Genomic DNA, 25,070 nt, shown 5'->3' on the forward strand with positions numbered 1-25,070 from the left:
CCATTGGCATCCGCCTTTCTTTTTGTGCATGCCGACCAGCCGGGCTGTTTACGCGGCAGGCTGCCGCATGCCGCGCTTTGTCGCTTATTTGCCGGCGTCCGGTTGGCCTGGGGTGATGGTCACGGTCTCGCGGAAGATGCCGCCTTCGCGCACGCTGCCGTCGGCGGTGCCGCCGCCGTTCATGCGCTTTTCACAATCGACGCGGTTGATCTGGGGCAAGCCTTCGCAGCGCTTCATGGCGTTTTCCTTCAGTTGCGCCGGGTCTGGATTGGCGATGCCGCCGCGCGCGGCGGCATCTCTGGCGGCAGCGGCTTCGCGCAGGCATGTCGCCTTGTCCTCACTGGACTTGCCGTTGTTGCAGGCCGCTTTCTCGGCCTGGTACTGCGCATCTGCCTGCGCGCGGCCCTGGCCGGCGGCCAGGCTGCTGCCGGCCAGCAAGAGGCCGCAGGCGGCCAGGCCGATGCAGGCGATGTTGCGCAGGCTGGAAACGGATTGTGCGGATTGTGCGGGTTGTGTGGATGTCATGTGATCGCCCCTAGTGGTGACTGATGTTTGCTAGACCGGAAACAAAATAGCAAAGTTCAGCGCGGATGGGCAAATCGCTTCGCGATGACCATGCGCCGCCAGCGTTTGCGAGCTTCCGGCGCGCCCGTTGTCAGCCCTCGAAGAGATTCGCGGGGAGCCTCGATGAAGCAATGGCAGGCTCTGCGATTTCCTCGGTTTTTGCCGATGAGTTTCCTCCAGTCATGGATGCGTCACAAACCAAAACTAGCTTGGACGCCATGTTTTGTGACGAACGGTGAAACATGCCGACATTGACCTGGAGTGATGAATGACCCTACGCATTTTGACGGCCGCCGCGCTGGTACTGTTATCGGCCGGCTGCAGCACCAACCCTTCCCATCAGCAGGCGCCGCCGGCCAAGAACCTGATCTTCTTTCTGGGCGATGGCATGGGCATCGCCACCATGACGGCGGCGCGCATTTACAAAGTGGGGGAAGAGGGCGACCTGACCATGGACACCCTGCCTGAAACCGGATTTGTCACGACCTATTCCAACGATGCCCAGGTCACCGACAGCGCCGCGTCGATGGCGGCCTACATGACCGGCGTCAAGCCCAACAACCGGGTGATCTCGATGTCGGCCGATACCCGTGCCCTCGATGAGCACGGCAAGGGCTTCGCCAACGGCGCCAACAGCACCTGCGCCGCCGGCAATGGCCGGCCCGTGCCCACGATGCTGGAAATCATGAAGGCGCGCGGCCACCGCACCGGGGTCGTCACCACCACGCGCATCACCCACGCCACCCCCGCGGCCACTTACGCGCATCTCTGCCATCGCAACGGCGAAAACGACATCGCGGCCCAGTTGACGCCGCGCGGCGCCGGCTTCAACCCGCGCCTGGGCGATGGCGTGGATGTCATCTTCGGCGGCGGGCGCCGGCATTTCCTGCCATCCACCCAGGCCGGCAGCAAGCGCAGCGACAGCCGCGATCTGCTGGCTGAATTCCGGGCCGCCGGCTACCGCCATGTCAGCAACGCCGAGGAGTTCGCCAAGCTCGACGCCACGGTCGACAAGACGATCGGCCTGTTCGCCGCCGACCACATGGCCTATGACCTTGACCGCAATCCCGCGCAGGAGCCCAGCCTGGCGCAGATGACCGCCAAGGCGATCGATTTGCTGGACCAGTCCGGCAAGGGCTTCTTCCTGATGGTGGAGGGCGGCCGCATCGACCACGCGTTGCATGCGACCAATGCGCATCGCGCCCTGCAGGATACGGTCGCCTTCGACGATGCCATCAAGGCGGCGCTGGACAAGATGCAGCAGCGCGACCCGGGTTTGAAGAACACCCTGATCGTGGTGACCGCCGATCATGACCACTCGATCCTCCTCAACGGCTACGCCCGGCGCACCGGCAAGACCACGGCCAGCGAGCCGGGCGTGCTCGGCCTGGTCAAGAATGTCCTGACCGGACAGCCTGAACGCGACATGGACGGCCATCCCTATACCGTGATCGGCTTCGGCACCGGTTCCGGTTACCGCGTCACGCGCGGCGCGCTGTCCGATGCCCAGGTGGCCGACAAGGACTACCTGCAGGAATCGGTAGTTCCCACCGCGCCGGGCCGCGAGACGCATGGCGGCGCCAACGTGTTCATCGGGGCGCAGGGGCAGGGTGCAGAGCGGTTTCACGGCGTGATCGACAACACGGAAGTCTTTGGCCTGATGAAAAAGGCGCTCGGCCTGTGACGCCAGGACATCCAGCAAATCCACCAAGTAAAGGTCGAACATGAACATGACAGCAACACAAATCCTGAATGGCCCGGGCAAGCCGGCAATGCGCCGGTGGATCGCCATCCTGGCGGCCGCTTGCGGCGCATCGATGGCGAACGTCGCGGCCGCCGAACCGGCGCCGCAGCGGGCGAAAAACGTGATTTTCTTCCTGGGCGACGGCATGGGGCCGGTCACCGTGGCCGCGGCCCGCCTCTACGGCCATGGCGAAGCCGGACGCCTGACCATGGAAACCCTGCCGCGCACCGCGCGGATCAAGACCTTTTCGCTCGATGCGCAGACCACCGACAGCGCGCCATCGATGGCGGCGTACATGACCGGCGTCAAGATGAAAAACGACGTGATCTCGATGTCGCCCGAGACCAGTGCCTTCGATGCGCAGGGACGGCCGTATCAGCACAAGGCCGATTCGACCTGTGCGGCCGCAAACGGCAAGGCGGTGCCGACGCTGCTCGAAATGTCGAAAAAGGCGGGCAAGGCGGTCGGCGTGGTGACCACCACCCGCGTCAGCCACGCCACGCCTGCGACCACCTACGCCCATGTGTGCAACCGCGATGCCTATAACACCATCAGCGAGCAGGCCACGCCCGGCGCGCCGGGTTACAACCCGGCCTTGATGGATGGCATCGACGTCATGCTGGGCGGCGGCTTGCGGCATTTCCTGCCGCAGTCCAATCCGCTGAGCAAGCGCAACGACCAGCGCGACCTGCTGGGCAACTTCAAGGCGGCGGGTTATCGCTACGTATCCTCGGGCGCCGAGCTGCGCCGTGTTGACCCGGCCGCGGGCGGCAAATTGCTCGGCCTGTTCGCCGCCTCCGACATGGAGTTCGAGCTGGACCGCGTCAAGAAGAAAAGCGACCAGCCCAGCCTGGCCGAAATGACGGCTGCGGCCATCGGCGTGCTCAAGCACAATGCGCAAGGCTATTTCCTGATGGTCGAGGGCGGACGCATCGACCATGCGCTGCATGGCACCAATGCCAAGCGCGCCCTGGAAGATACGCTGGCCTTCGACGCTGCGATCAAGGCCGCGCTGGAGCTGGTCGACTTGCGCGACACCCTGATCGTGGTCACCGCCGACCATGATCACGCGATTGCCTTCAATGGCTATCCCAAGCGCGGCAATCCGGTCCTGGGCAAGGTGGTCAACTTCCATGACGGCAAACTGGCGCTGGCCGCCGACGGCAAGCCCTACACTACGCTGGTGTTCGGCAACGGCAGCGCACCGCGCCGCGCGGAGGTGGGCGACCTGACGCAGGTCGACACCGAGGCCGACGACTACCTGCAACAGGTCGGCGTGCGCTTTGCCGGCGCACCGGGGGCGGAAACGCATGGCGGCGGCGATGTGATGCTGTTTGCCGCGGGCGCCGGCAGTGCCGGCTTCAAAGGCACGCTGGAAAACATCAAGGTATTCGGAAAGATCAGAGATGCGCTTGGCTTCTGATGCCGGCCGCGCGTTGCTGAACTGCCGCCGCGTGCTGGGGATTTGGTGCGCGCAAGGCCTGGCCGCGTCCTGCCTGCTGGGGCTGCAACTGCCGGTTGCAGCCGCGCCGGCAGGCCAGGCAGCGCCCGCGCAATACCTGAAGGTCACGCACTACAACATGAGCCTCGGGCGCGACGGCATCAAACGCGAGAGCACGCTGGCCGAACACATCTATCGGCGTGGCAACCAGGTGTGGATAGAGCGCCTGCTGCCCGGGCATGCAAGCCACGGGCATGCCGATGATGACCATGATGGCGACGCGCATGCGCATGCAGGACACCGCCATCCGGATCTGGCGAGCGCCCCGCTCTGGTTCAAGCGTGGCGCCGATGGCGCCGTCGATGCCAGGCTGGTCGAGCGCGGCGAGCGCCGTATCATCAAGGTCGAGCCGCAGTATTACGCCAACATCGGCATCGATGGCGACTGGAACAGCGCCTTTTACCTGATCGACCCGGCCAGCCTGACGGGCATGACGCTCATCGGCCCGGTCCGCGACGGCGTGCAGGAGTATGAACGGCGGCATGCCGACATGACGGTGCGGGTGTGGTGGGACATCAAGGGCGCGTATCCGCGCAAGATCGAAAGCAGCGACAGCCATGGGCTGATGCGGCGCGAAACCAAGGCCGGCCAGATTGCCGCGCCGGCGGCGTTGCCGTGGAACACCCTGGCCGGGTATGCGGAAATCGACTATGGAGACTTGCTGGACTGATTGGCGGACTGGCGGCAGAAACAAAAACACCCGCGAGATGCGGGTGTTTTTGTTTGCAATTGCCTTGCAAACTGGTGCTGCCGGGCCGGGGGATCAGCTCAGGTGCGCCGAAATCAGCTTGGTCATCTCGAACATGGTGACTTGCTTCTTGCCGCCGAAGATGGCCTTGAGCTTGTCATCGGCATCGATGTTGCGCTTGTTTTCGGGGTTCTGCAGCTTGTGCTTCTTGATGTATTCCCACACCTTCTTGGTGACTTCGGTGCGCGGCAGCGGCTTGGCGCCGACCACTTCGCCCAGTGCCGCCGACGGGGTCAGCGGCTTCATGAAGGCGGCGTTGGGAGTGCGCTTTGCTGCGGGTTTCTTGGCTGCCGGCTTGGCTGCAGGTTTGGCAGCGGCCTTCTTGGGTGCGGCTTTCGGTGCTGCCTTGGCTGCCGGTTTGGCGGCTGCCTTGGGTGCCGCCTTAGGAGCTGCAGCCTTGGCGGCTGGCTTCTTGGCGGCCGGTTTGGCTGCGGCTTTTGCTGCTGGCTTCTTTACTGCGGCTGCTGGTTTTTTTGCTGTGGCCATCTGAAAGACTCCTCGACAAGGAATGAGTTGGATGCGTCAATTACGCACCGCTAATAGTGGTGCGGTTTGAACGGCCATGCAAGTATTTTTTACGGGTTTTCCCCGTAAAACTGCGGGGAAACAACGGGCGCGCACGATTCGCCTTCAAGCCGCTCCGGTAAAGGGCTGGCGGCGGATCGCCGCCAGCCGGGAAAGGCCGATCTTTGGATCAGGGGCAAGCATCATGAAGCGATGTAAAAACCGCGTATTTTGTCTCGCTTTACGATAGGGAGGGAGCTGTTTTCGACCGGCTGCAGAGGTTGCGCGGGTTCCAGAGCGCAGGCGGGAGAGGGCCAGACGGCCCGGAGGCCCGGCGGCGCTGCAAGCCGCCGGAGCGGCGAACTCAGCGCATGCCGGGCAGCATGCCCTTCATGTTGCGCATCATCTTCATCATGCCGCCGCCCTTGAGCTTTTTCATCATCGATTGCATCTGCTCGAATTGCGACAGCATGCGGTTGACTTCTTGCACCTGGACGCCGGCGCCGGTGGCGATGCGGCGTTTGCGCGCGGCCTTGATCAGCTCGGGCTTGGCGCGCTCGGCCGGCGTCATCGAGTTGATGATGCCTTCCATGCGACGCACGTTCTTTTCCGCCTGGTCCATGTTGGCGTTGCCGGCGGCCTGTTGCATCTGGGCCGGCAGCTTGTCGAGCAGGCCGGACAGGCCGCCCATCTTTTTCATCTGGGAGAGTTGCGCCTTGAAGTCGTTGAGGTCGAACTTGCCGCCGCCCTTGATCTTGTTGGCCAGGCCTTCGGCCGCGGCCACGTCCACGCCTTTGCGTGCTTCTTCGACCAGCGCCAGGATGTCGCCCATGCCGAGGATGCGGTTGGCCATGCGCGAGGGATCGAAGGCTTCCAGGCCGTCCAGCTTCTCGGCCACGCCGGCGAACTTGATCGGTTTGCCCGTGATGTGGCGCACCGACAGCGCGGCGCCGCCGCGTGAATCGCCGTCCAGCTTGGTCAGCACGATGCCGGTCAGCGGCAGGGCGTCGCTGAAGGCCTTGGCGGTGTTGATGGCGTCCTGGCCGAGCATGGCGTCGACCACGAACAGGGTTTCGATCGGATTGATGGCGGCGTGCACGGCGCGGATCTCGTCCATCATGGCCTGGTCGATGCCCAGGCGGCCGGCGGTGTCGACGATCAGCACTTCATGGTGGTGCTTCTTGGCGTAGTCCAGCGCGGCCAGGGCGATGTCGACCGGCTTGTCGCTGGTCTGGGTCGGGAAGAAGTCGGCGCCGGCCTGGCCGGTCACGGTTTCCAGCTGGCCGATGGCGGCCGGACGATAGACGTCGGCGGAGACGGTCAGGACTTTTTTCTTCTTGTTCTCGCGCAGGTACTTGGCCAGCTTGCCGACGGTGGTGGTCTTGCCGGCGCCTTGCAGGCCGGCCATCAGGATGATCGCCGGCGGCTGGGTGGCGAAGTTGAGCTGCGAGGCTTCCGGGCCGAGGTCGGCTCCCATCAGGCTGGCCAGTTCGCGCTGCACCACGCCGACCAGGGCCTGGCCGGGGGTGAGCGAGCCGATCACTTCCTCGCCCAGCGCCTTTTCCTTCACCTTGGCGATGAATTCGCGCACGGCAGGCAGGGCGACGTCGGCCTCCAGCAGGGCCAGGCGCACTTCGCGCAGCATCTCGGTGGTGTTCGATTCGGTCAGGCGCGCCTCGCCGCGCATGGTTTTGACGACTTTGGCGAGGCGTTGGGTCAGGTTGTCTAGCATGGTGGTATCTGCAAAAAGAAGTGGGGCCGCCGAGGTTGGCGGGGACGGGCGGCGGGAGGCAATCGGGCATGGCGCGGCGCCCGGTCCGGGCAATCTTGCATTTTAACCGATTGGCCCCACTGCGCGCCCCGACGCCTGTGTCGCGGCGGAGTCGCTTGGCGGGAGGCGCAAGTAAGGGAAATTAACAACTTGTACTAGGAGCGGACTTTGTGTATACATTTCCACGCGCAATAAAAATCAAGTCGCTAAACAGCGACAACGCATCGAGACCGCCGGAGCGCGCCGGCCAACGGAACAATAAGCAAACATAACGAGGAGAGTGGAAATGCAAAAGAAACTGATCGCAATGGGGGTGTTGGCAACTGCCGGTTTTGCCGCCTCCAGCCAGGCCGCCGACGATGTGGTTCGCCTGGGCAACCTGAAGTTCGCCCACTACGGCGCGGTGTCCTATATCAAGGAAATTGCCCCAAAATGTGGCATCAAGGTCGATGAAAAAGTCTTCGCCAAGGGCCCGGACGTGATGCAGGGCATCCTGGCCGGCGAGCTGGATGTGGGCACGACCGCCTCGGAAGCCGCCATTTCGGGCCGCGCCAACGGCGCCTCGATCTATGTGGTGGCCGGTTTCGCCAAGGGCGGCGCGCGCCTGGTGGCAGGCAAGGATTCCGGCATCAAGTCGGTCAAGGATTTGAAGGGCAAGAAAGTCGGCGTGACCCGCGGCGGCATCCATGAAGTGCTGCTGGACGCCGAACTGGGCCAGAACGGCCTGACCGCCAAGGATGTGACCATCGTCTACCTGGCCTTCGCCGACCTCAACCAGGCGCTGCTGGGCAAGAACATCGACGCCATGATGCAGAGCGAGCCGCAATCGTCGCAGGCGATCAACAAGGGCTTCGGCGTGGAAGTCATGAAGCCCTACGACACGCCGATCGGCGAACCGTACCGCACCATGGTGATGACCGAGAAGTTCTACAAGGAAAAGCGCCCGCTGGCCGAGAAGTTCATGCGCTGTTTCCTGGAAGCGACCAAGACCTTCATCGACAAGCCCGAGGTGGCCGAGAAATACGTGCGTGAAGTGATCTTCAAGAACCAGATCAGCAAGGAAGATTTCTACGACGCCATCGGCAACTCGCCTTACGCCTACGACATCACTGTCGAGCACATCCAGATCACCACCGACACCATGGCCAAGTACGGCACTGGCAAGATGGCCAAGCCGCCGGTAGCCACGGATTGGGTGAAGACCGATCTGCTGGAGCAGGCCAAGAAGAGCATGAACCTCAAGTAAGGAAGGCGTGATGGCAAAACAGAAGAATGGGGGCGTCCTGCAGGGTTTGCTGGTGCCGCTGATTGTGGTGGCGATCTGGGAGGGGGCGTCCCGGGCAGGATGGATCAATCCGCAGATCCTGCCTTCGCCCTGGGCGGTGCTGCATAAGTGGTACGAGTATGCGACGCCGGCCAAGCCGTATGACCCGGCCGACGGCAGTTGGCTGGCCTGGGCGTTCTCCGGCGAACTGATCATGGACGCCATCGGCAGCCTGTACCGCGTGGTGGCCGGCTTCCTGATCGGGGCCGGGCTGGCGTTGCCGCTGGGCCTGCTGATGGGCGCCAGCCAGCGCATTTACGGCCTGATGAACCTGACCGTGCAGGTGATCCGCCCGATTCCGCCGATTGCCTACATCCCGCTGGCGATCCTGTGGTTCGGGCTGGGCAATCCGCCGGCGCTGTTCCTGATCTCGCTGGGGGCGTTCTTCCCGGTGCTGATGAACACCATCGCCGGCGTGCGCCAGGTCGACGGCATCTACCTGCGCGCGGCGCGCAACCTCGGCGCCAGCCAGACCACGATGTTCCTGCGGGTGATGCTGCCGGCGGCCGTGCCCTACATCCTGTCGGGCGTGCGCATCGGCATCGGCACCGCCTTCATCGTGGTGATCGTGGCCGAGATGATCGCGGTCAGCAATGGCCTGGGTTTCCGCATCATGGAAGCGCGCGAGTATTTCTGGTCCGACAAGATCATCGCCGGCATGATCACCATCGGCCTCCTGGGCCTGGCGATCGACCTTGGCATGAGCCGCCTGAACAACTACATGCTGCGCTGGCACCGCGGACTGGAGAACTGAACCATGAGCATGAACCCTTCTTCGCCCCAGATCAGGATCTCCGGCGTGCACAAGGTATTCAAGAGCGACGACCGCGAAGTCGTGGCCTTGAAGGATATCAACCTCGACATCCCCGACGGCCAGTTCGTCTGCCTGCTGGGGCCCTCGGGCTGCGGCAAGTCGACGTTGTTGAACGCCATCGCCGGCTTTGCGCTGCCGTCTTCCGGCGCCATCACCGCCGGCGACCAGCTGGTGACCGAACCCGGCCCGGAGCGTGGCATGGTGTTCCAGGAATACGCGCTGTTCCCGTGGATGACGGTGGAGCAGAACGTCGCTTTCGGCCTGGAGATCAAAGGCACGCCCAAGGCCGAGATCACCGCGCGCGTGACCCAGTTGCTGGACAAGCTGGGCCTGATCGATTTCCGCAGCCGTTTTCCCAAGGACTTGTCCGGCGGCATGCGCCAGCGGGTGGCGATCGCCCGCGTGCTGGCGCTGGATTCGCCCATCATGCTGATGGATGAGCCGTTCGGCGCGCTGGATGCGCTGACCCGCCGCAATCTGCAGGACGAACTGCTGCGGATCTGGGACGAGTTCAAGAAGACCATTGTGTTCGTCACCCACAGCATCGAGGAGGCGATCTACCTGGCCGACCGCATCGTGGTCATGACCTATCGCCCCGGCACCATCAAGCGCGACCTGGTGGTCACGCTGCCGCGCCTGCGCGATCCGGCCGATCCCGAGTTCAACGCCCTGAAGCGCGAACTCGGCCAATTGGTCATGGAGGAGCAGCAGCGCCACCACAATGCGGAGATGAAGGCGGCGGCGGTCGACTGATTCTTGCGCAACGGCATCCGGACACGGCAGGTTTTCCTGCCGTGTTTCGTTTGGGCGTGTAAAATGCGCGCCCCGCCCGCTATCCGGGGCGGGATTTGGATTCCGGGAATTCGCCCCTATATATAGAGGGTATGTTTTTCACGCCCGGCCGCAGGCAGGGGCGCGGCCTGACATGGTGTAAACTTAGCCGATGCAAACTTATTTTTTCATCCTGGCCGCGGTGCTGTACCTGGCATGCGCTTTCCTGCCTTCGGAGCGGCGCCTGCCGATTTCGCTGGGGATCGTGGTCGGCTGGATCCTGCATGGCGGCGCGTTGCTGTCGGACATGTTCGCGGCCGAGGCCATCCGGGTCGGGTTTGCCGTGATGCTGTCGGCCACGCTATGGATTTCCGTGGCTGCCTACTGGCTGGAAAACCGCAACTTCTCGCTCGACAGCATGCGGGTGCTGGTATTGCCGGTGGCCGCGGTATCGGTGGTGCTGCCCAGCATTTTCCCGGGCAACATGATCGTATTGGCCGGCAAGTCGGAATGGTTCCTGGCGCATATCGCCATCTCCATCCTGGCCTACAGCACGCTGACCATCGCCGCCTTCCATGCGGTGCTGATGGTGCTGCAGGAGTCGCGCCTGCATACGCGGCCCGGCCCGGCCGCCAAGAACGGCTGGTTCGCGATAGCGCTGGACCGCCTGCCGGCGCTGTTGACCATGGAAAGATTGCTGTTTCGCCTGATCGGCTTCGGTTTCGTGCTGCTGACGCTGACCGTGCTGTCGGGCGTGGTATTTTCCGAGCAGTTGTTCGGGGCGCCGTTCCGTTGGGATCACAAGACCGTTTTCACCATGCTGTCCTGGCTGCTGTTCGGTTTGCTGCTGGCCGGCCGCCGCTGGCAGGGGTGGCGCGGGCGCACCGCGCTGTCCTTCACGCTGGCCGGTTTCGCCATCCTTTTATTGGCTTATGTGGGCAGCCGATTCGTACTTGAAGTCGTGCTGCATCGGGTACTGACATGAAATATCTGATCTGGTTGGTGGTCTTGCTGGCCGTGGTGGTGTGGTTCCAGCGCGCCAAGAAGTCGATGCTGGCCGGCAGCGATGTCGCCGGCGAAGCCGCGGGCGAATCCGAAGCGCCGTCCCCCAAGGCCAGGCGTTTTCGCCGCGGCGCCGACAGCGGCGCCGAAACCATGGTGCAGTGCGCGCACTGCGGCATCCATTTCCCCATTTCCGAAGCGGTCACGCATGCCTCCGGCGCGCATTACTGCTCCGAAGAACACCGCCGCCTGGCCTCGTTCTGATCCATGGCGACTTCCCCTTCCGACGCCGGCGCATGGTTCATCGACGGCGACGGCTGGTGCAATATGGCCCGCCGCGAGGCTTCCCCGAACTGCGATGAGCGGCCCGACGGCTGCGTCGCCGACCTGCTGGTGGTCCATAACATCAGCTTGCCGCCCGGGGAATTCGGCGGGCCTTGCATCGCCGACCTGTTCTGCAACCGGCTCGACTATGAGGCCGATCCCTATTTCGACCAGTTGCGGTCGCTGCGGGTCTCGGCGCACTTCCTGATCCGGCGCGACGGCGAGGTAGTCCAGTTCGTGTCCGCCAATCGCCGGGCCTGGCATGCCGGGGTCTCGGCGTTCGACGGGCGCGAGCGCTGCAACGACTTTTCGATCGGCATCGAGCTCGAAGGCACCGATGCCGAGCCCTTTGCCGAGGCCCAGTATTCGGCATTGGCCAAGCTCACTGCTGCGCTGCAGGAGCGTTATGCGCTCACCGATGTGGCCGGGCACGAACATATCGCCCCGGTGCGCAAGACCGACCCCGGTCCGTTTTTCGATTGGGGACGCTACCGGAAGGAACTGGCGGAAATAATTAACGGCGCGCAATTGCGCTTCCCTGCTGGCCTTGTCAAAAGTCAAGCTGCCGGGCCAGAAAAATTCGAGAAATAGCGGTTGCAACATCGAGATGCCGCCACTAGAATTAGTCTCAATCGTTCTTTTGGTACTAGATGTAGTGTTTCGGTAATCCCCAGTTGTATCCGGATTTGTCATTCGAAAATGGCCGTGCTTCAGAAGGTGAAAGGTTCGTGAGGCAGTAATAAAGTCCTACAACGTCTTGCGGTTCCTTCCTTTCCAACATCGGTCTACTCTATTGGTTTCAAGCAGGTTTTGCGTCAGCATGAATGTCCACGCAAAGGGATAGTCATTGTGGGCGCTTCTGTCGTTCGCGAACCCCCGGGCAGGTAGGGGTTCTAATTTAGCAACTCGGGGCAATCTCCACGTGGTTGTCTGTCTTAAGTATCTAGGAGGCTAAGTGCGCTCAACTCAAGAAATTTCCGTCAAATCTCCTGCCGCGTTCGGCGTCACCGCCGCTGACCTGGAGGTGTCTTCCGACGCTTCCCAGGCGTCCGCCGTGAAAGCCGGCGCCGGCCTGGGCGAATACCGCATCATCCGCCGCAACGGCGCCGTGGTCGGTTTCGAACCGTCCAAGATCTCCATCGCCGTGACCAAGGCCTTCCTGGCCGTCAACGGCGGCCAGGGCGCGGCGTCGGCCCGTGTGCGCGAGATGGTCGAGCAATTGACCACCAACGTGGTTTCGGCGCTGGTGCGTCGCCAGCCCACCGGCGGCACGTTCCATATCGAAGATATCCAGGATCAGGTCGAACTGGCCCTGATGCGCTCGGGCGAACACGATGTCGCCCGCGCCTACGTGCTGTACCGCGCCAAGCGCATGGAAGAGCGCGCCCAGCAGGGCAGCGCCGCCAAGGCCGATGTCGCCGCGCCGCAACTGCATGTGGTGGAAGACGGCCAGAGCCGTCCGCTGGACATCGCCGAAGTGCGCGCGCTGATCGGCGCCGCCTGCGAAGGCCTGGAAAAGCATGTCGACGCCCAGGCGATCCTGGCCGAGACGATGAAGAACCTGTACGACGGCGTGCCCGTCGAAGAGCTGTACAAGTCCGCCATCCTGGCTGCCCGCGCGCTGATGGAAAAGGACCCGGCCTACAGCCAGGTGACATCGCGCCTGCTGATGCACACCATCCGCAAGGAAGTGTTCGGCAAGGAAGTGGCGCAAGCCGACGCGCCGGCCGAGTACCTCGACTACTTCATCAAGTACGTCAAGAAGGGCATCGCCGCCGAGTTGCTCGACACCAAGCTGGCCCAGTTCGACCTGGAAAAGCTGGCTGCCGCGATCAAGCCGGAGCGCGACCTGCAATTCGGCTACATCGGCCTGCAGACCCTGTACGACCGTTATTTCCTGCACATCCAGGGCACCCGCATCGAAATGCCGCAGGCGTTCTACATGCGGGTGGCGATGGGCCTGGCCCTGAACGAGATCGACCGCGAAGCGCGCGCCATCGAGTTCTACGACCTGCTGTCGTCGTTCGACTTCATGAGCTCGACCCCGACCCTGTTCAACTCGGGCACTTTGCGCTCGCAGTTGTCCTCGTGCTACCTGACCACGGTGGCCGACGACCTCGACGGCATCTACGAAGCCATCAAGGAAAACGCCCTGCTGGCCAAGTTCGCCGGCGGCCTGGGCAATGACTGGACCCCGGTGCGCGCCCTGGGCGCCCACATCAAGGGCACCAACGGCAAGTCGCAAGGCGTGGTGCCGTTCCTGAAGGTGGTCAACGACACCGCGGTGGCGGTCAACCAGGGCGGCAAGCGCAAGGGCGCGGTGTGCGCCTACCTGGAAACCTGGCACATGGACATCGAGGAATTCCTCGAACTGCGCAAGAATACCGGCGACGACCGCCGCCGCACCCACGACATGAACACCGCGAACTGGATTCCCGACCTGTTCATGAAGCGCGTGATGGAAAAGGGCGAATGGACCCTGTTCTCGCCTTCCGACGCGCCGGACCTGCACGACAAGTTCGGCAAAGCCTTCGAAGAAGCCTATACCGGCTACGAAGCCAAGGCCGCCCGCGGCGAGCTGAAGCTGTTCAAGAAGGTGCAAGCCAACGACCTGTGGCGCAAGATGCTGTCGATGCTGTTCGAAACCGGCCACCCATGGATCACCTTCAAGGATCCGTGCAACATCCGTTCGCCGCAGCAGCACGTGGGCGTGGTGCACAGCTCCAACCTGTGCACCGAGATCACCCTCAACACCAACGATTCCGAAATCGCGGTGTGCAACCTGGGTTCGGTCAACCTGCCGGCGCACCTGGTCAATGGCGAGCTGGACCACGCCAAGCTGCAAAAGACCGTGCGCACCGCCATGCGCATGCTGGACAACGTCATCGACATCAACTACTACGCGGTCAAGAAGGCGCGCGACTCCAACCTGCGCCACCGTCCGGTGGGCATGGGCATCATGGGCTTCCAGGACTGCCTGCACATGAAGCGCATCCCGTACGCGTCGATGGACGCCGTCGAGTTCGCCGACCGTTCGATGGAAGCCGTCTGCTACTACGCTTACTGGGCGTCGACCGAACTGGCGCAAGAGCGTGGCCGTTACAACTCCTACCGCGGTTCGCTGTGGGACCGCGGCATCCTGCCGCAGGACTCCCTGAAGCTGCTGGCGCAAGAGCGCGGCGGCTACCTGGAAGCCGATACCACCGAAAGCATGGACTGGAGCGCCCTGCGCGCACGCATCAGCGAGCACGGCATGCGCAATTCGAACTGCGTGGCGATCGCCCCGACCGCCACCATTTCGAACATCATCGGCGTGTCGGCTTGCATCGAGCCGACCTACCAGAACCTGTACGTGAAGTCGAACCTGTCGGGCGAATTCACCGAAATCAACGAGTACCTGGTGCGCGACCTGAAGGCGCGCGGCCTGTGGGACGAAGTGATGATCGCCGACCTGAAGTACTTCGACGGCAGCCTGGCCAAGATTGACCGCATCCCGCAAGACCTGCGCGACATCTACGCCACCGCTTTCGAAGTGGATCCGTCGTGGCTGGTGGAAGCCGCCTCGCGTCGCCAGAAATGGATCGACCAGGCGCAGTCGCTCAACATCTACATGGCCGGCGCCTCGGGCAAGCGCCTGGATGAGACCTACAAGCTGGCATGGCTGCGCGGCTTGAAGACCACTTATTACCTGCGCACCATCGGCGCCACCCACACCGAGAAGTCGACTTCCCGCACCGGCGCCCTGAACGCCGTGTCGGTGGATGGCGGCATGAGCAGCTCGGCAGCCGCGGCTGCAGCAGCGGCTCCGGCAGTCGCCGCGGCATCGATCGCCTCGGCTAGCGCCGCCTCGAGCGCCTACGTGATGCCCAATCCGGGCGCCGCCATCGACGCCGACGGTCCGGTTTGCACCATGCGTCCGGGCGACGCCGGCTTCGAAGAGTGCGAGGCCTGCCAGTAATACCAGCAAGAAGCCAGAATGCCGGCCGGGATCGCCAAGCGCATGAGGATGGTCAACGCCATCCCCGATAGCAGCCAGACAGATTTCCGCGCCGGTTTTCACAGCCGGCGCATCTCGGTGAACTTCACCGGATGCGCCGTTGTCACCTTAAATAGATGCATGGATGAATGGCCAGCCCGTTCCCGGCATCACCGCAACACACAGTTAAAGAGGAATAACCATGCTTTCTTGGGATGACGAAGCAAGCGCAAAGTCGGCACAGCCGCAACGTGGCCAACCGGCGGCTCAGCCCCAACTGCAACCGGCCGTGGGCGGCCACCCGCAATTCAACGACTCGGCGCTGAACCCGGCGCTGGTCACCCGCGACGCGCCGGTGGACGTGACCAGCCGCGTCAATGCCGCCGACAAGCGCATCATCAACGGTCACACCGACGTCAACCAGCTGGTGCCGTTCAAGTACAAATGGGCCTGGGACAAGTACCTGGCCGGTTGCGCCAACCACTGGATGCCGCAGGAAATCAACATGCAGCGCGACATCGAGCTGTGGAAGAACCCGAACGGCCTGACCGAAGACGAACGCCGACTGGTCAAGCGCAACCTCGGTTTCTTCGTGACCGCCGACTCGCTGGCCGCCAACAATATCGTGCTGGGCACCTACCGCCACATCACCGCGCCGGAATGCCGCCAGTACCTGCTGCGCCAGGCTTTCGAAGAGGCGATCCACACCCACGCCTACCAGTACATCGTCGAATCGCTGGGCCTGGACGAAGCCGAGATCTTCAACGCGTACCACGAAGTGAAGTCGATCCGCGACAAGGACGAGTTCCTGATTCCCTTCATCAACACGCTGACCGATCCCGAGTTCAAGACCGGCACGACGGAGAACGACCAGAAACTGCTGAAGTCGCTAATCGTTTTCGCCTGCATCATGGAAGGCCTGTTCTTCTATGTCGGCTTCACGCAGATCCTCGCGCTGGGCCGCCAGAACAAGATGATGGGCGCCGCCGAGCAGTACCAATACATTCTGCGCGACGAGTCGATGCACTGCAATTTCGGGATCGATCTGATCAACACGGTGAAGATGGAGAACCCGCATCTGTGGACGCCGGAATTCCGCGAAGAGATCAAATCGTTGTTTTTAAGCGCGGTGGAGTTGGAATATCGTTACGCAGAGGATACAATGCCGCGAGGCGTGCTCGGGTTGAACGCTACCATGTTCAAGGGCTACCTCCGATTCATCGCTAATCGTCGCGCACAGCAAATCGGATTGGACCCGCTGTTCGCACAAGAAGAAAATCCGTTCCCCTGGATGAGCGAGATGATCGACTTGAAGAAGGAGCGCAACTTCTTTGAGACCCGTGTCATCGAATACCAAACCGGGGGCGCGTTGAGTTGGGAATGATGTGCAGTCTCGTCAGTGCTCTTCAGCGAGACACATTGCACAGCGGCAGTCGGGTAGCTTGCAAGATACCCGGCTGTTGAAACTGAAAGGCAATCGCCAAATTAATGAACAGTCAGAGACCGAACCGTTCTTCTCTGTTATCGCCGCTTAACCCCATCGTGTCGGGTAAGGCGGCTTTTCCTTTGAAAAACCTGGTGGTTTTTCAAATGTGCTATTCCGACGCTGGCGTTTGAACACGCTGGCGTTTTTTTTGGCCTCGCGCCTGCTCCCGTAGTCGATCGTGGCCCGCCTGATGTGCGGGACTGCCGGAGAGGTCCAGCCAAGATAGCTGAAGCGCTGCATAGGTGAGGGGATGCAGCAGTTCAGCTGGTGCCGAATTCATTAGCGCAAGCAGAGGCATGCTTGTGCCGATGAATAATCCGCCTGCGTACATCGCGATGTCGCAGGAGGGTTTCTTATATCAAGCTTGATTTTTTCCATCACGTGAAGAAGGAGAAACAAAATGGCAACAGCAGCAAAGAAGCCAGCAGCCAAGAAGCCTGCTGCAAAGAAGCCGGCAGCCGCCAAGGCAGCCGCAGCACCGAAGAAGGTCGTCGCAGCCAAGAAGCCAGTCGCTAAGGCAGCGGCCAAGCCGGCAGTGAAGAAGGCAGTCGCCGCCAAGAAGCCGGTAGCAGCCAAGAAGGCAGCAGCGCCGAAGAAGGCGGTCGCCGCCAAGAAGCCGGTAGCAGCCAAGAAGGCAGCAGCACCGAAGAAGGCAGTCGCCGCCAAGAAGCCGGTAGCAGCCAAGAAGGCAGCGCCGAAGAAGGCAGTCGCCGCCAAGAAGCCGGTAGCAGCAGCCAAGAAGGCAGCACCGAAGAAGGCAGTCGCCGCCAAGAAGCCGGTAGCGGCCAAGAAGGCAGCACCGAAGAAGGCAGTCGCTGCCAAGAAGCCGGTAGCCGCCAAGAAGGCAGCAGCACCGAAGAAGGCAGTCGCCGCCAAGAAGCCGGTAGCAGCTAAGAAGCCGGTAGCAGCCAAGGCAGCAGCGCCGAAGAAGGCGGTTGTCGCCAAGAAGCCGGTAGCAGCCAAGAAGCCGGTGGCAGCCAAGGCAGCAGCACCGAAGAAGGCGGTTGCAGCAAAAAAGCCGGCAGCTAAGCCGGCCGCAGCTCCGGCTGTGAAGACCGTGCTGAACCCGGCAGCGGCTTGGCCGTTCCCGACCGGCACCAGCCGTCCGTAATACGGGCGTCTCTGCCGCCTGATCTTTTCAGGCAAAATCCCGCTGTATGGCTTCGCGCCATACAGCGGTTTTTTTTGTCCGTCCGTTCTTGGACGCTGTCGGGGATCGCGCCGGGAGTTGGGCCAGTGGCTAACTCGGGGCACTAGCAATGCGCAGGAATGGCACAATATAGAGGCGAAGAGTTTTGCGTCCCGGGCCAGGGATGCTTGGCGATTGCGCCAATGCGCTCCAGGGCCTGTTAATATTCAGGCCGTTCCGGCCGCCAGATTTGTCATTGATGGAGACCTCCGTGCTGCATAGTATTTTCATGTTGATCGTCGATGCCGTCGCCAGCATTCTGGCCGGCGTCATGCTGCTGCGCTTCTGGATGCAGGTGGTGCGTGTGCGTCCGCCGCAATCGGTCGGGCAGTTCGTCTATCAGCTGTCGGACTGGCTGGTCAAGCCGTTGCGCCGCGTGATGCCGGGCGGCGCTTATGACTGGGCCAGCTTGCTGGGGGCGTTCCTGATCGTGCTGCTGTCGATTGTCGCCGCCGTCGGCATCGCTTCCGGTTTCGACTTCAAGACCATCTTGCTGTTGTCGCTGGTGCGCTTTTTCCAGTGGATCTGCTACGGCTTCATGGCGACGCTGATCATCGAAGCGGTCTTCAGCTGGGTCAACCCCTACGCTCCCCTGGCGCCTTTCGTGCGCGCGCTCAACGAACCGTTGTTGCGTCCGGTGCGCCGCATCATTCCGCTGATCGGCGGCGTCGACCTTTCCCCGTTGGCGGTGCTGATCCTGCTGCAGATTGCCGTGCGCGTGATCAGTACGCTGCTGCTGTCGCTGGCGTGAGGCGCATTTCCGGGCGAGCGCCCAACTTCTTCGGGTAGGCAGAAACAAGAAAGCCGGACATATGTCCGGCTTTTTCATGGGTGCAGGGAAGCGTGCTGCGCTTACTGTTTTTTCCTGGCCGACCATTGCTCCAGCGCATGCATGGTGTTCTCCACATGCTTTTCCGGATTCATGTCGGTGTATTCATAGATGATGGAGTGGTCCGGTGCGATCACGTAAGAGGTGCGGCTGGCGCGCTCGGCGTTCTTGTTCATCACGGCGTCGTAGGATTTCATGATCTGCTGGTCGACGTCGGCGGCCACCGCGAACTTGCTGCGGCACGCGCTGACCGAGAACTTGTTGAGCGTATCGATGTTGTCGGCCGAGACCCCGATTACCGTCGCGCCCAGCGCCTTGTAGCGGTCGGTCGCTTCGGCGAACAGGTGGGCTTCGATGGTGCAGCCGGTGGTAAAGGCGGCCGGATAGAAATACAGCACCACCGGTCCCTTCTTAAGGGCAGCATCCAGCGAGAACGTCGAGACCTGGCCGCCCAGCGAGGAGGGCGCGGAAAAGTCCGGCGCCTTGTCGCCGGGTTTGAGTACGGCGAAGGCCGGCTGGGCCAGCAGGGCCAGCAGGGAGGTAGCCAGCAACAGCGGGCTGGCGGCCCGTCGCAGGCGGCGGAGGGCGGATCGTTCGGACGAAGTCTTCAACATGGTGCATCTCCTTAACGTGATTCGTCGCCCGCGCCCGCGGCGCCGACGCTATTGCCGTGCAAGCATCAACCGAAGCGGTAGCCGAAGGCCTGCTGGAAGCGCTCTTCGATCTCGGCCTTGGATGGCGCGTGGTTTTGCGGGCCTTGCGAAGCGATCTTGATCGACCCCATCAGGCTGGCCAGGCGACCGGTAGTTTCCCAGTCGAAGCCTTCGGTCAGGCCGTGCAGTATGCCGGCGCGGAAAGCGTCGCCGCAGCCGGTCGGGTCTTCGATCTTCTCGGCCGGTACGCAGGGGATGTCGATCTTCTTGCCGCCGGTGAAGATTTCGGCGCCCAGTTCGCCGCGAGTGACGACCAGGGCCGACACCCGCTCGGCGATCTGCGCCAGCGACAGGCCGGTGCGCGCGGTCAGCATCTCGGCTTCGTAGTCGTTGACGGCGACGTAGGTCGCCAGGTCGATGAAGCGCTTGAGGTCGTCGCCGTCGAACATGGGCATGCCCTGGCCCGGATCGAAGATCAGCGGGATCTTCAGTTCGGCCGCCTGTTGCGCGTGCTGCAGCATGCCGTCGCGGCCGTCGGGAGCGACGATGGCGAACTTCACCGGGCCGGCGTCGCTGACCCGGTTCTCGTGCGAGAAGGTCATGGCGCCCGGGTGGAAGGCGTTGATCTGGTTATTGTCGGCATCGGTGGTGACGAAGCATTGCGCGGTGAACGAGGAGTCGATCACGCGCACGCATTGGGTGGACATCCCCAGCGCGGCGAAGCGTTCCATATAGGGCGCGCTGTCCTGGCCGACGGTGGCCATCACCACCGGCACGCCGCCCAGGAGCTTGAGGTTGTAGGCGATATTGCCGGCGCAGCCGCCGAACTCGCGGCGCATGGTCGGCACCAGGAAGGACACGCTGATCTTGTGCAACTGGTCGGCCAGCAAGGCGTCGGCGAAGCGGCCCGGGTATTGCATGAGGTTGTCGTAAGCAAGGGAACCGCAGATCAGTGAGCTCATGGGGAATGGAAAAGTAGTGGTGAATGCCGCATTGTAGAAGAAAGCGGCCGGAAGTTCAGCGTTGTCTTCCGGAGCAGGCCTGGGCCGGCCGGATGGCAGCCGGGTTCAGGGATAGAACAGGTAGATGCGATAGCCGGATACCAGCGCATCGTTGAGCTCGAAGGTCAGCTTGATCTGCTGTTCGCTTTCGCCGGCGATGCCGTTGTCCTGCTGCTGCGGCCTGGCCAGGTATTCGCGCGGCCGGAACACCCGGCGCACCACCGGCTTTTCATCATCGTTGTTGAGCGTGAGCTCGATATGCGGCCATGCCTGCGGCGTGTCGCCGCGGTTGCGCAGCACCAGCGACAGGGCGTAGATGTTCTGGTTGGGCGGCACCACCTGCAGCTCGTTCGATTCCAGCGACAGGCGGTCGATCTCGGCCGGCAGGCCGAGCGTGCAATGGAAGGCGGCGCACATGCCGTCGAGCATGGGGCGCAGCGGCGGCGCCGCAACCGCCAGCTGGTTGCGCCAGTAATAGGTGGATTGCAGCAGCAGGATGGGCACCATGGCGCCGGCCAGCACCATCATCACTATCTTCATGACGTGGCTGAGCCGTTCCTTGCGTTCGGCCTTTTTGACGAAAGCCGGTTGGTCGGCGTCATCATCATCGGCCTCTTCCTGCTCTTGCCGGGTGTCCGTGCCGTCTTGATCTGAATGAATTTCCGCGCTGGCGGCTGCCCGCTCGTAAGCGGCGAACGGATTCTCGTCGGAAGCCTTTGCCTGCGGCCCGGCGCCGGGAAGCGCTTCCGCTTCAGCCCAGGTGTTAGCCAATGCATCGGTCAATGGGGCGGCCAATGGGGCGGTCTGCGCCGGCGTGCCATCGGGAAACGGGGCATGCCCTCCATGCAGGTCATCGATATGGCTGGTATCGGATGGCGTCAGCGGCAACGGGAAGCGATCCGCTTGCTCCGATGCGCGCAGCGGCATGCTCAGGTCGGGGATATAACCCGGACTGTCAGGCGAGCGGAACACGTTGGGTTCGGCGATGGCGGGAACAGGTTCCGGCGCGGTCATCGCAGGAGCCGGCGGTGGCGTTGCCGCCGGAACCGGCGTATTGACCTCGGGAACCGGGCTGTGTGTGGCAGGCAGGGCGTTGGCAACGGTTGCGGGCGCAGTCGCCGCCGGGGCGACCGGCATGGCCGTAGGGGCCGCCTGCGCCTTGCTGCCCGGCGCGGGCTGGTAATGGCCGTCGCTGACGCTGGCTTCCACCAGGTATTCGTTGCCGTTGAAGACTTGCTTGCAGTTACCGCAGCGGACCAGGCCGCCGCGCAGTTTGAGTTGGTCGCCGGCGACCCGGAAGATGGTGAAACAATGCGGACATTGGGTCGCCAACGCCATGCGCTTACTCCGGCAAGCGGCCTGCCAGCGCCACCCAGCCTTCGTGTTCGGCCCACACCGCCAGCGGGAGGTAGGGCGCGTAGGCGGCAATGACTTCCTGCGCCTGCCGGTCCAGCACGCCCGAGAGCACCAGCGCGCCGCCGGGGGCAACCCGGCCGGCCAGCATCGGCGCCATCAGTTGCAGCGGGCCGGCCAGGATGTTGGCCACCACCACGTCGAAGCGTTCGCCTTCCGGATGCGCCTGGGCGAATTCTTCCGGCAGGAAATAAGCGACTTCACAGCGGTTGCGCGCCGAATTGTAGTTGGCCGCTTCCAGCGCCTGCGGATCGATATCCACGCCGATCACCTGCGGCACGCCGAGCTTGGCCGCCACCAGCGCCAGGATGCCCGAACCGCAGCCGTAGTCCAGCAGGGTCCGGGTTTGCGTGGCATTGGTTTCCAGCCACTCCATGCACAACCGGGTGGTGGGATGGCTGCCGGTGCCGAAGGCCAGGCCAGGGTCCAGTTCCAGCACCAGCGCGTCGCTGTCTTGCGGCGCGTCGTGCCAGCTCGGCACCACCCAGATGCGCTGGCCGATATGGATGGGCTCGAACTGCGATTGCGTCAGGCGCACCCAGTCCTGTTCTTCCACCTCGCGGGTGGCGAAGGGCAGGGCATAGCCCAGGCCGATGGCCGCGGTGGCGTCGGCCACGATGGTCGCCAGGTCGGCATCCTTGCCGGCCAGCGCGACCACGCGGCTGCGGTCCCAGGCCGCCTCGTCGGGCTCCATGCCGGGCTCGCCGAACAGCGGGCGCTCGGCAGCGGTGCCTTCATCCGCATCTTCCACCGACACCGACAAAGCGCCAGCCTCCATCAGGGCGTCGGACAAAGCCTCCGCCTGCTCACGCGCCACTTCGATGACGATTTCAACCCAGCCCATGGATCACTTCACTTTCACTTCTTGGATTTGTCGGCGTCCGACGATGCCGGGCGTTCCGACAGCTTGTGTTCCAGATAATGGATGTTGGTTCCGCCTTCGAAGAAACGCGCATCCACCATCAGCTCGCGGTGCAGCGGGATGTTGGTCGAAATGCCTTCGACCACCATTTCCGACAGCGCGATCTGCATGCGGCGGATGGCTTGCTCGCGGGTGGTGCCGTAGGCGATCACCTTGCCGACCATGGAGTCGTAGTTGGGCGGGACGAAATAGCCGGAATAGGCATGCGAATCGACCCGGATGCCGGGGCCGCCCGGCACGTGCCATGCCGTGATGCGGCCTGGCGACGGGATGAACTTGAACGGATCCTCGGCGTTGATGCGGCACTCGATGGCGTGGCCCTTCAACTCGATGTCGCGCTGGCGGTAGCGCAGCTTCTCGCCGGCGGCGATGCGGATCTGTTCCTGCACGATGTCCACGCCGGTGATCATTTCGGTCACCGGGTGTTCCACCTGCACGCGGGTGTTCATTTCGATGAAGTAGAACTCTTCGTTCTCATACAGGAACTCGAAGGTGCCGGCGCCGCGGTAATTCATCTTGCGGCAGGCCTCGGCGCAGCGTTCGCCGATCTTCTCGATGATCTTGCGCGGGATGCCCGGCGCCGGCGCTTCCTCGATCACCTTCTGGTGGCGGCGCTGCATCGAGCAGTCGCGCTCGCCCAGCCAGATGGCTTGCTTGTGCTCGTCGGCCAGGATCTGGATTTCCACGTGGCGCGGATTTTCCAGATACTTCTCCATATAGACTTCCGGATTGCCGAACGCGGCGCCGGCTTCGGTCTTGGTCATGGTCACGGCGTTGATCAGCGCGGCCTCGGTATGCACCACGCGCATGCCGCGCCCGCCGCCGCCGCCGGCGGCCTTGATGATGACCGGATAGCCGATCTTGCGGGCGATCTGGACGATTTCCTTCGGGTTGTCAGGCAGCGCGCCTTCCGAACCCGGCACGCAGGGCACGCCGGCGCGGATCATCGCCTGCTTGGCCGACACCTTGTCGCCCATCATGCGGATGTTCTCGGCGCGCGGGCCGATGAAGACGAAGCCCGACTTTTCCACGCGCTCGGCGAAATCGGCGTTTTCCGACAGGAAACCGTAGCCGGGATGGATCGCCTGGGCATCGGTCACTTCGGCGGCGCTGATGATGGCCGGCATGTTCAGGTAGGACAGCGCCGACGGTGCCGGGCCGATACATACCGATTCATCCGCCAGCTTAACGTACTTGGCTTCGCGGTCGGCTTCGGAGTGCACGACCACGGTCTTGATGCCCAATTCGCGGCAGGCGCGCTGGATACGCAGGGCAATTTCGCCACGATTGGCGATCAGGATTTTTTCAAACATAACTGGAATGGGGCGTCGCTAAGGTCAAGCGTTATAGGTTCCGGATGTCGGCGCCGCGGCGCGCCATCTTGGCGCAAGCAGCCCGCATCGACAGTACAGCATTTCCGCTTCGGTTGCCGCCCGCAGGCGGCGCCATCCGGCCAGGTCGGAAATGCCATCGGGTCCGGTGCGTCGATCAGCCCAGCACGAACAGGGGTTGGCCGAATTCGACCGGTTGGCCGTTTTCCACCAGGATCTGCTTGACCACGCCACCCTTGTCGGCGTCGATTTCGTTCAACAGCTTCATGGCTTCGATGATGCACAGGGTATCGCCTTCCTTGACTTCCTTGCCGATGTCGACGAACGCCGGCGCGCCCGGAGCGGAGGAGCGGTAGAAGGTGCCGACCATGGGCGACTTCACGATATAGCCTTCAGGGACAGCGGCCACCGGGGCGGCTGGAGCAGCCGCGGGAGCGGCGGCCAGCGGCGCGGCGACGGGCGCATACGCTTGCTGCTGCGGCATCATCACGACCTGGTTTTGTGTATTCGGGGACGATTTGACGATCCTGACCTTGCTTTCGCCTTCAGTGACTTCAAGCTCTTCGATGGCCGATTCGGCAACCAGGTCGATCAGCGTCTTGAGTTTTCGTAAATCCATTTGAATCCCTCGGAATGTAGATGAGAAGTTAAATAATCGCCGGCGGTCGAGCGCGGCCGGCAGTATCGGTGTATTGCTTGTTGCTGGTTTCTTGATGTGTCCGTTCAGGCGCGGATAAGCAAGCAGCTAAGCCTGCCGTCAGGACTGACGCAGCCAGTAGTCGACCGCCAGGCGGTAGCCGTCGACTCCAAAACCGCATATGACTGCCCGGGCAATGCCGGACAGGTATGAAAAATGACGAAATTCCTCGCGTTGATGAATATTGGAGATATGCACTTCCACGAACGGGATGGCCACGCCGGCCAGCGCATCGCGCAGGGCCACGCTGGTGTGGGTCAGGCCGCCGGGGTTGATGACGATGGCATCCACGCCCTCTTCGCGGGCCTGGTGGATGCGGTCGATCAGCGCGCCTTCGTGGTTGCTTTGGAACGCCTGCAAAGCGGCGCCGGCGGCGCGGGCTTGTTCCTGGGCCAGCCGTTCAACATCGGCCAGCCTGGTCGATCCATAGACTTCCGGCTCTCTGGTCCCGAGCAGATTCAGGTTCGGGCCATTGAGGAGAAGAAGTTGTTTTGCCATGGAGGTTA

23 protein-coding genes are annotated in these 25,070 nt (G+C 63.0%); 13 read left to right on the plus strand and 10 right to left on the minus strand.

Going from position 1 to position 25,070, the window contains the following annotated elements; translation table 11 throughout:
* Window positions 1-84: 84 nt before the first annotated feature.
* Complete coding sequence (locus tag AC07N6_RS01295; protein WP_494780522.1) at window positions 85-525, minus strand: hypothetical protein; 441 nt, start codon at window positions 523-525, stop codon at window positions 85-87.
* Between the two features lie 307 nt (window positions 526-832).
* On the opposite strand from AC07N6_RS01295, the gene AC07N6_RS01300 reads away from it, so the two are divergent.
* The 3 genes from AC07N6_RS01300 (at window position 833) to AC07N6_RS01310 (ending at window position 4,479) form a co-directional block, all read left to right on the plus strand.
* Entirely contained in the window at window positions 833-2,248 is a 1,416-nt protein-coding gene (locus tag AC07N6_RS01300) for an alkaline phosphatase (RefSeq protein ID WP_494780523.1), read from the plus strand.
* A gap of 88 nt (window positions 2,249-2,336) precedes the next feature.
* A complete protein-coding gene (locus tag AC07N6_RS01305; protein ID WP_494781259.1) occupies window positions 2,337-3,731 on the plus strand; it encodes an alkaline phosphatase in 1,395 nt (464 codons plus the stop codon).
* A complete protein-coding gene (locus tag AC07N6_RS01310; RefSeq protein WP_494780524.1) occupies window positions 3,715-4,479 on the plus strand; it encodes a hypothetical protein in 765 nt (254 codons plus the stop codon). Before AC07N6_RS01305 ends, AC07N6_RS01310 begins: the two co-directional genes overlap by 17 nt.
* A 93-nt stretch (window positions 4,480-4,572) precedes the next feature.
* Here the strand turns inward: AC07N6_RS01310 and AC07N6_RS01315 are convergent, their stop codons facing one another.
* Both AC07N6_RS01315 and ffh read right to left on the minus strand, forming a co-directional pair.
* Window positions 4,573-5,043: an SWIB/MDM2 domain-containing protein gene (locus tag AC07N6_RS01315; RefSeq protein ID WP_082221507.1), complete on the minus strand. Its 471-nt coding sequence runs from the start codon at window positions 5,041-5,043 to the stop codon at window positions 4,573-4,575.
* 382 nt (window positions 5,044-5,425) lie between these two features.
* The gene (gene ffh / locus AC07N6_RS01320; RefSeq protein WP_494780525.1) at window positions 5,426-6,793 is read right to left on the minus strand and encodes a signal recognition particle protein; all 1,368 of its coding nucleotides are present in this window, start codon (window positions 6,791-6,793) and stop codon (window positions 5,426-5,428) included.
* Between the two features lie 325 nt (window positions 6,794-7,118).
* Between ffh and AC07N6_RS01325 the strand changes: the two genes are divergently transcribed.
* The 10 genes from AC07N6_RS01325 (at window position 7,119) to AC07N6_RS01370 (ending at window position 18,469) form a co-directional block, all read left to right on the plus strand.
* Entirely contained in the window at window positions 7,119-8,078 is a 960-nt protein-coding gene (locus tag AC07N6_RS01325) for an ABC transporter substrate-binding protein (RefSeq protein WP_494780526.1), read from the plus strand.
* 10 nt (window positions 8,079-8,088) lie between these two features.
* Entirely contained in the window at window positions 8,089-8,910 is an 822-nt protein-coding gene (locus AC07N6_RS01330) for an ABC transporter permease (protein ID WP_494780527.1), read from the plus strand.
* A 9-nt stretch (window positions 8,911-8,919) separates the two neighbouring features.
* Window positions 8,920-9,723: an ABC transporter ATP-binding protein gene (locus AC07N6_RS01335; RefSeq protein ID WP_494781260.1), complete on the plus strand. Its 804-nt coding sequence runs from the start codon at window positions 8,920-8,922 to the stop codon at window positions 9,721-9,723.
* 190 nt (window positions 9,724-9,913) lie between these two features.
* A complete protein-coding gene (locus tag AC07N6_RS01340; protein WP_494780528.1) occupies window positions 9,914-10,726 on the plus strand; it encodes a cytochrome C assembly family protein in 813 nt (270 codons plus the stop codon).
* Window positions 10,723-11,007: a PP0621 family protein gene (locus AC07N6_RS01345; RefSeq protein WP_494780529.1), complete on the plus strand. Its 285-nt coding sequence runs from the start codon at window positions 10,723-10,725 to the stop codon at window positions 11,005-11,007. Before AC07N6_RS01340 ends, AC07N6_RS01345 begins: the two co-directional genes overlap by 4 nt.
* A 3-nt stretch (window positions 11,008-11,010) precedes the next feature.
* Window positions 11,011-11,658 (plus strand): 1,6-anhydro-N-acetylmuramyl-L-alanine amidase AmpD, encoded by a 648-nt coding sequence (gene ampD, locus AC07N6_RS01350; protein ID WP_494780530.1) that lies wholly within the window; start codon window positions 11,011-11,013, stop codon window positions 11,656-11,658.
* A gap of 364 nt (window positions 11,659-12,022) precedes the next feature.
* A complete protein-coding gene (locus AC07N6_RS01355) occupies window positions 12,023-15,025 on the plus strand; it encodes a ribonucleoside-diphosphate reductase subunit alpha (RefSeq protein WP_494780531.1) in 3,003 nt (1,000 codons plus the stop codon).
* Window positions 15,026-15,245: 220 nt separating this feature from the next.
* On the plus strand, window positions 15,246-16,427 hold the full coding sequence (locus AC07N6_RS01360) for a ribonucleotide-diphosphate reductase subunit beta (RefSeq protein ID WP_494780532.1): 1,182 nt from the start codon (window positions 15,246-15,248) through the stop codon (window positions 16,425-16,427).
* A 502-nt stretch (window positions 16,428-16,929) separates the two neighbouring features.
* Entirely contained in the window at window positions 16,930-17,640 is a 711-nt protein-coding gene (locus AC07N6_RS01365; protein WP_494780533.1) for a histone, read from the plus strand.
* Window positions 17,641-17,929: 289 nt separating this feature from the next.
* Complete coding sequence (locus AC07N6_RS01370; RefSeq protein ID WP_494780534.1) at window positions 17,930-18,469, plus strand: YggT family protein; 540 nt, start codon at window positions 17,930-17,932, stop codon at window positions 18,467-18,469.
* Between the two features lie 101 nt (window positions 18,470-18,570).
* Here AC07N6_RS01370 and AC07N6_RS01375 read toward each other — a convergent pair whose 3' ends face one another.
* The 7 genes from AC07N6_RS01375 to aroQ all read right to left on the minus strand — a co-directional run bounded on the left by AC07N6_RS01375 (window position 18,571) and on the right by aroQ (window position 25,062).
* A complete protein-coding gene (locus tag AC07N6_RS01375) occupies window positions 18,571-19,161 on the minus strand; it encodes a peroxiredoxin (protein ID WP_494780535.1) in 591 nt (196 codons plus the stop codon).
* 65 nt (window positions 19,162-19,226) lie between these two features.
* On the minus strand, window positions 19,227-20,162 hold the full coding sequence (locus tag AC07N6_RS01380) for a carbohydrate kinase family protein (RefSeq protein WP_494780536.1): 936 nt from the start codon (window positions 20,160-20,162) through the stop codon (window positions 19,227-19,229).
* A 105-nt stretch (window positions 20,163-20,267) separates the two neighbouring features.
* Window positions 20,268-21,539, minus strand: a complete 1,272-nt coding sequence (locus tag AC07N6_RS01385) for a DUF3426 domain-containing protein (protein WP_494780537.1) — start codon at window positions 21,537-21,539, stop codon at window positions 20,268-20,270.
* 4 nt (window positions 21,540-21,543) lie between these two features.
* Window positions 21,544-22,458 carry a 50S ribosomal protein L11 methyltransferase gene (gene prmA, locus AC07N6_RS01390; protein ID WP_494780538.1) on the minus strand — a complete coding sequence of 305 codons (915 nt, stop codon included), beginning with the start codon at window positions 22,456-22,458 and terminating at the stop codon, window positions 21,544-21,546.
* 14 nt (window positions 22,459-22,472) lie between these two features.
* On the minus strand, window positions 22,473-23,849 hold the full coding sequence (gene accC / locus AC07N6_RS01395) for an acetyl-CoA carboxylase biotin carboxylase subunit (RefSeq protein ID WP_494780539.1): 1,377 nt from the start codon (window positions 23,847-23,849) through the stop codon (window positions 22,473-22,475).
* 175 nt (window positions 23,850-24,024) lie between these two features.
* On the minus strand, window positions 24,025-24,486 hold the full coding sequence (accB, locus tag AC07N6_RS01400; RefSeq protein WP_494780540.1) for an acetyl-CoA carboxylase biotin carboxyl carrier protein: 462 nt from the start codon (window positions 24,484-24,486) through the stop codon (window positions 24,025-24,027).
* Between the two features lie 138 nt (window positions 24,487-24,624).
* The gene (aroQ, locus tag AC07N6_RS01405) at window positions 24,625-25,062 is read right to left on the minus strand and encodes a type II 3-dehydroquinate dehydratase (RefSeq protein ID WP_050469764.1); all 438 of its coding nucleotides are present in this window, start codon (window positions 25,060-25,062) and stop codon (window positions 24,625-24,627) included.
* Window positions 25,063-25,070 lie beyond the last annotated feature (8 nt).

The organism is Herbaspirillum sp. GW821-FHT09A12 (genome assembly GCF_059418325.1).

Coding starts and splice junctions, on each gene's coding strand:
- aroQ (WP_050469764.1), bottom strand. CDS start 25,062: ATGGCAAAACAACTTCTTCTCCTCAATGGCCCGAACCTGAATCTGCTC.
- AC07N6_RS01375 (WP_494780535.1), bottom strand. CDS start 19,161: ATGTTGAAGACTTCGTCCGAACGATCCGCCCTCCGCCGCCTGCGACGG.
- prmA (WP_494780538.1), bottom strand. CDS start 22,458: ATGGGCTGGGTTGAAATCGTCATCGAAGTGGCGCGTGAGCAGGCGGAG.
- ffh (WP_494780525.1), bottom strand. CDS start 6,793: ATGCTAGACAACCTGACCCAACGCCTCGCCAAAGTCGTCAAAACCATG.
- AC07N6_RS01295 (WP_494780522.1), bottom strand. CDS start 525: ATGACATCCACACAACCCGCACAATCCGCACAATCCGTTTCCAGCCTG.
- AC07N6_RS01300 (WP_494780523.1), top strand. CDS start 833: ATGACCCTACGCATTTTGACGGCCGCCGCGCTGGTACTGTTATCGGCC.
- AC07N6_RS01385 (WP_494780537.1), bottom strand. CDS start 21,539: ATGGCGTTGGCGACCCAATGTCCGCATTGTTTCACCATCTTCCGGGTC.
- AC07N6_RS01315 (WP_082221507.1), bottom strand. CDS start 5,043: ATGGCCACAGCAAAAAAACCAGCAGCCGCAGTAAAGAAGCCAGCAGCA.
- AC07N6_RS01335 (WP_494781260.1), top strand. CDS start 8,920: ATGAACCCTTCTTCGCCCCAGATCAGGATCTCCGGCGTGCACAAGGTA.
- accB (WP_494780540.1), bottom strand. CDS start 24,486: ATGGATTTACGAAAACTCAAGACGCTGATCGACCTGGTTGCCGAATCG.
- AC07N6_RS01340 (WP_494780528.1), top strand. CDS start 9,914: ATGCAAACTTATTTTTTCATCCTGGCCGCGGTGCTGTACCTGGCATGC.
- ampD (WP_494780530.1), top strand. CDS start 11,011: ATGGCGACTTCCCCTTCCGACGCCGGCGCATGGTTCATCGACGGCGAC.
- AC07N6_RS01305 (WP_494781259.1), top strand. CDS start 2,337: ATGCGCCGGTGGATCGCCATCCTGGCGGCCGCTTGCGGCGCATCGATG.
- AC07N6_RS01325 (WP_494780526.1), top strand. CDS start 7,119: ATGCAAAAGAAACTGATCGCAATGGGGGTGTTGGCAACTGCCGGTTTT.
- AC07N6_RS01360 (WP_494780532.1), top strand. CDS start 15,246: ATGCTTTCTTGGGATGACGAAGCAAGCGCAAAGTCGGCACAGCCGCAA.
- AC07N6_RS01365 (WP_494780533.1), top strand. CDS start 16,930: ATGGCAACAGCAGCAAAGAAGCCAGCAGCCAAGAAGCCTGCTGCAAAG.
- AC07N6_RS01330 (WP_494780527.1), top strand. CDS start 8,089: ATGGCAAAACAGAAGAATGGGGGCGTCCTGCAGGGTTTGCTGGTGCCG.
- AC07N6_RS01345 (WP_494780529.1), top strand. CDS start 10,723: ATGAAATATCTGATCTGGTTGGTGGTCTTGCTGGCCGTGGTGGTGTGG.
- AC07N6_RS01310 (WP_494780524.1), top strand. CDS start 3,715: ATGCGCTTGGCTTCTGATGCCGGCCGCGCGTTGCTGAACTGCCGCCGC.
- AC07N6_RS01380 (WP_494780536.1), bottom strand. CDS start 20,162: ATGAGCTCACTGATCTGCGGTTCCCTTGCTTACGACAACCTCATGCAA.
- accC (WP_494780539.1), bottom strand. CDS start 23,849: ATGTTTGAAAAAATCCTGATCGCCAATCGTGGCGAAATTGCCCTGCGT.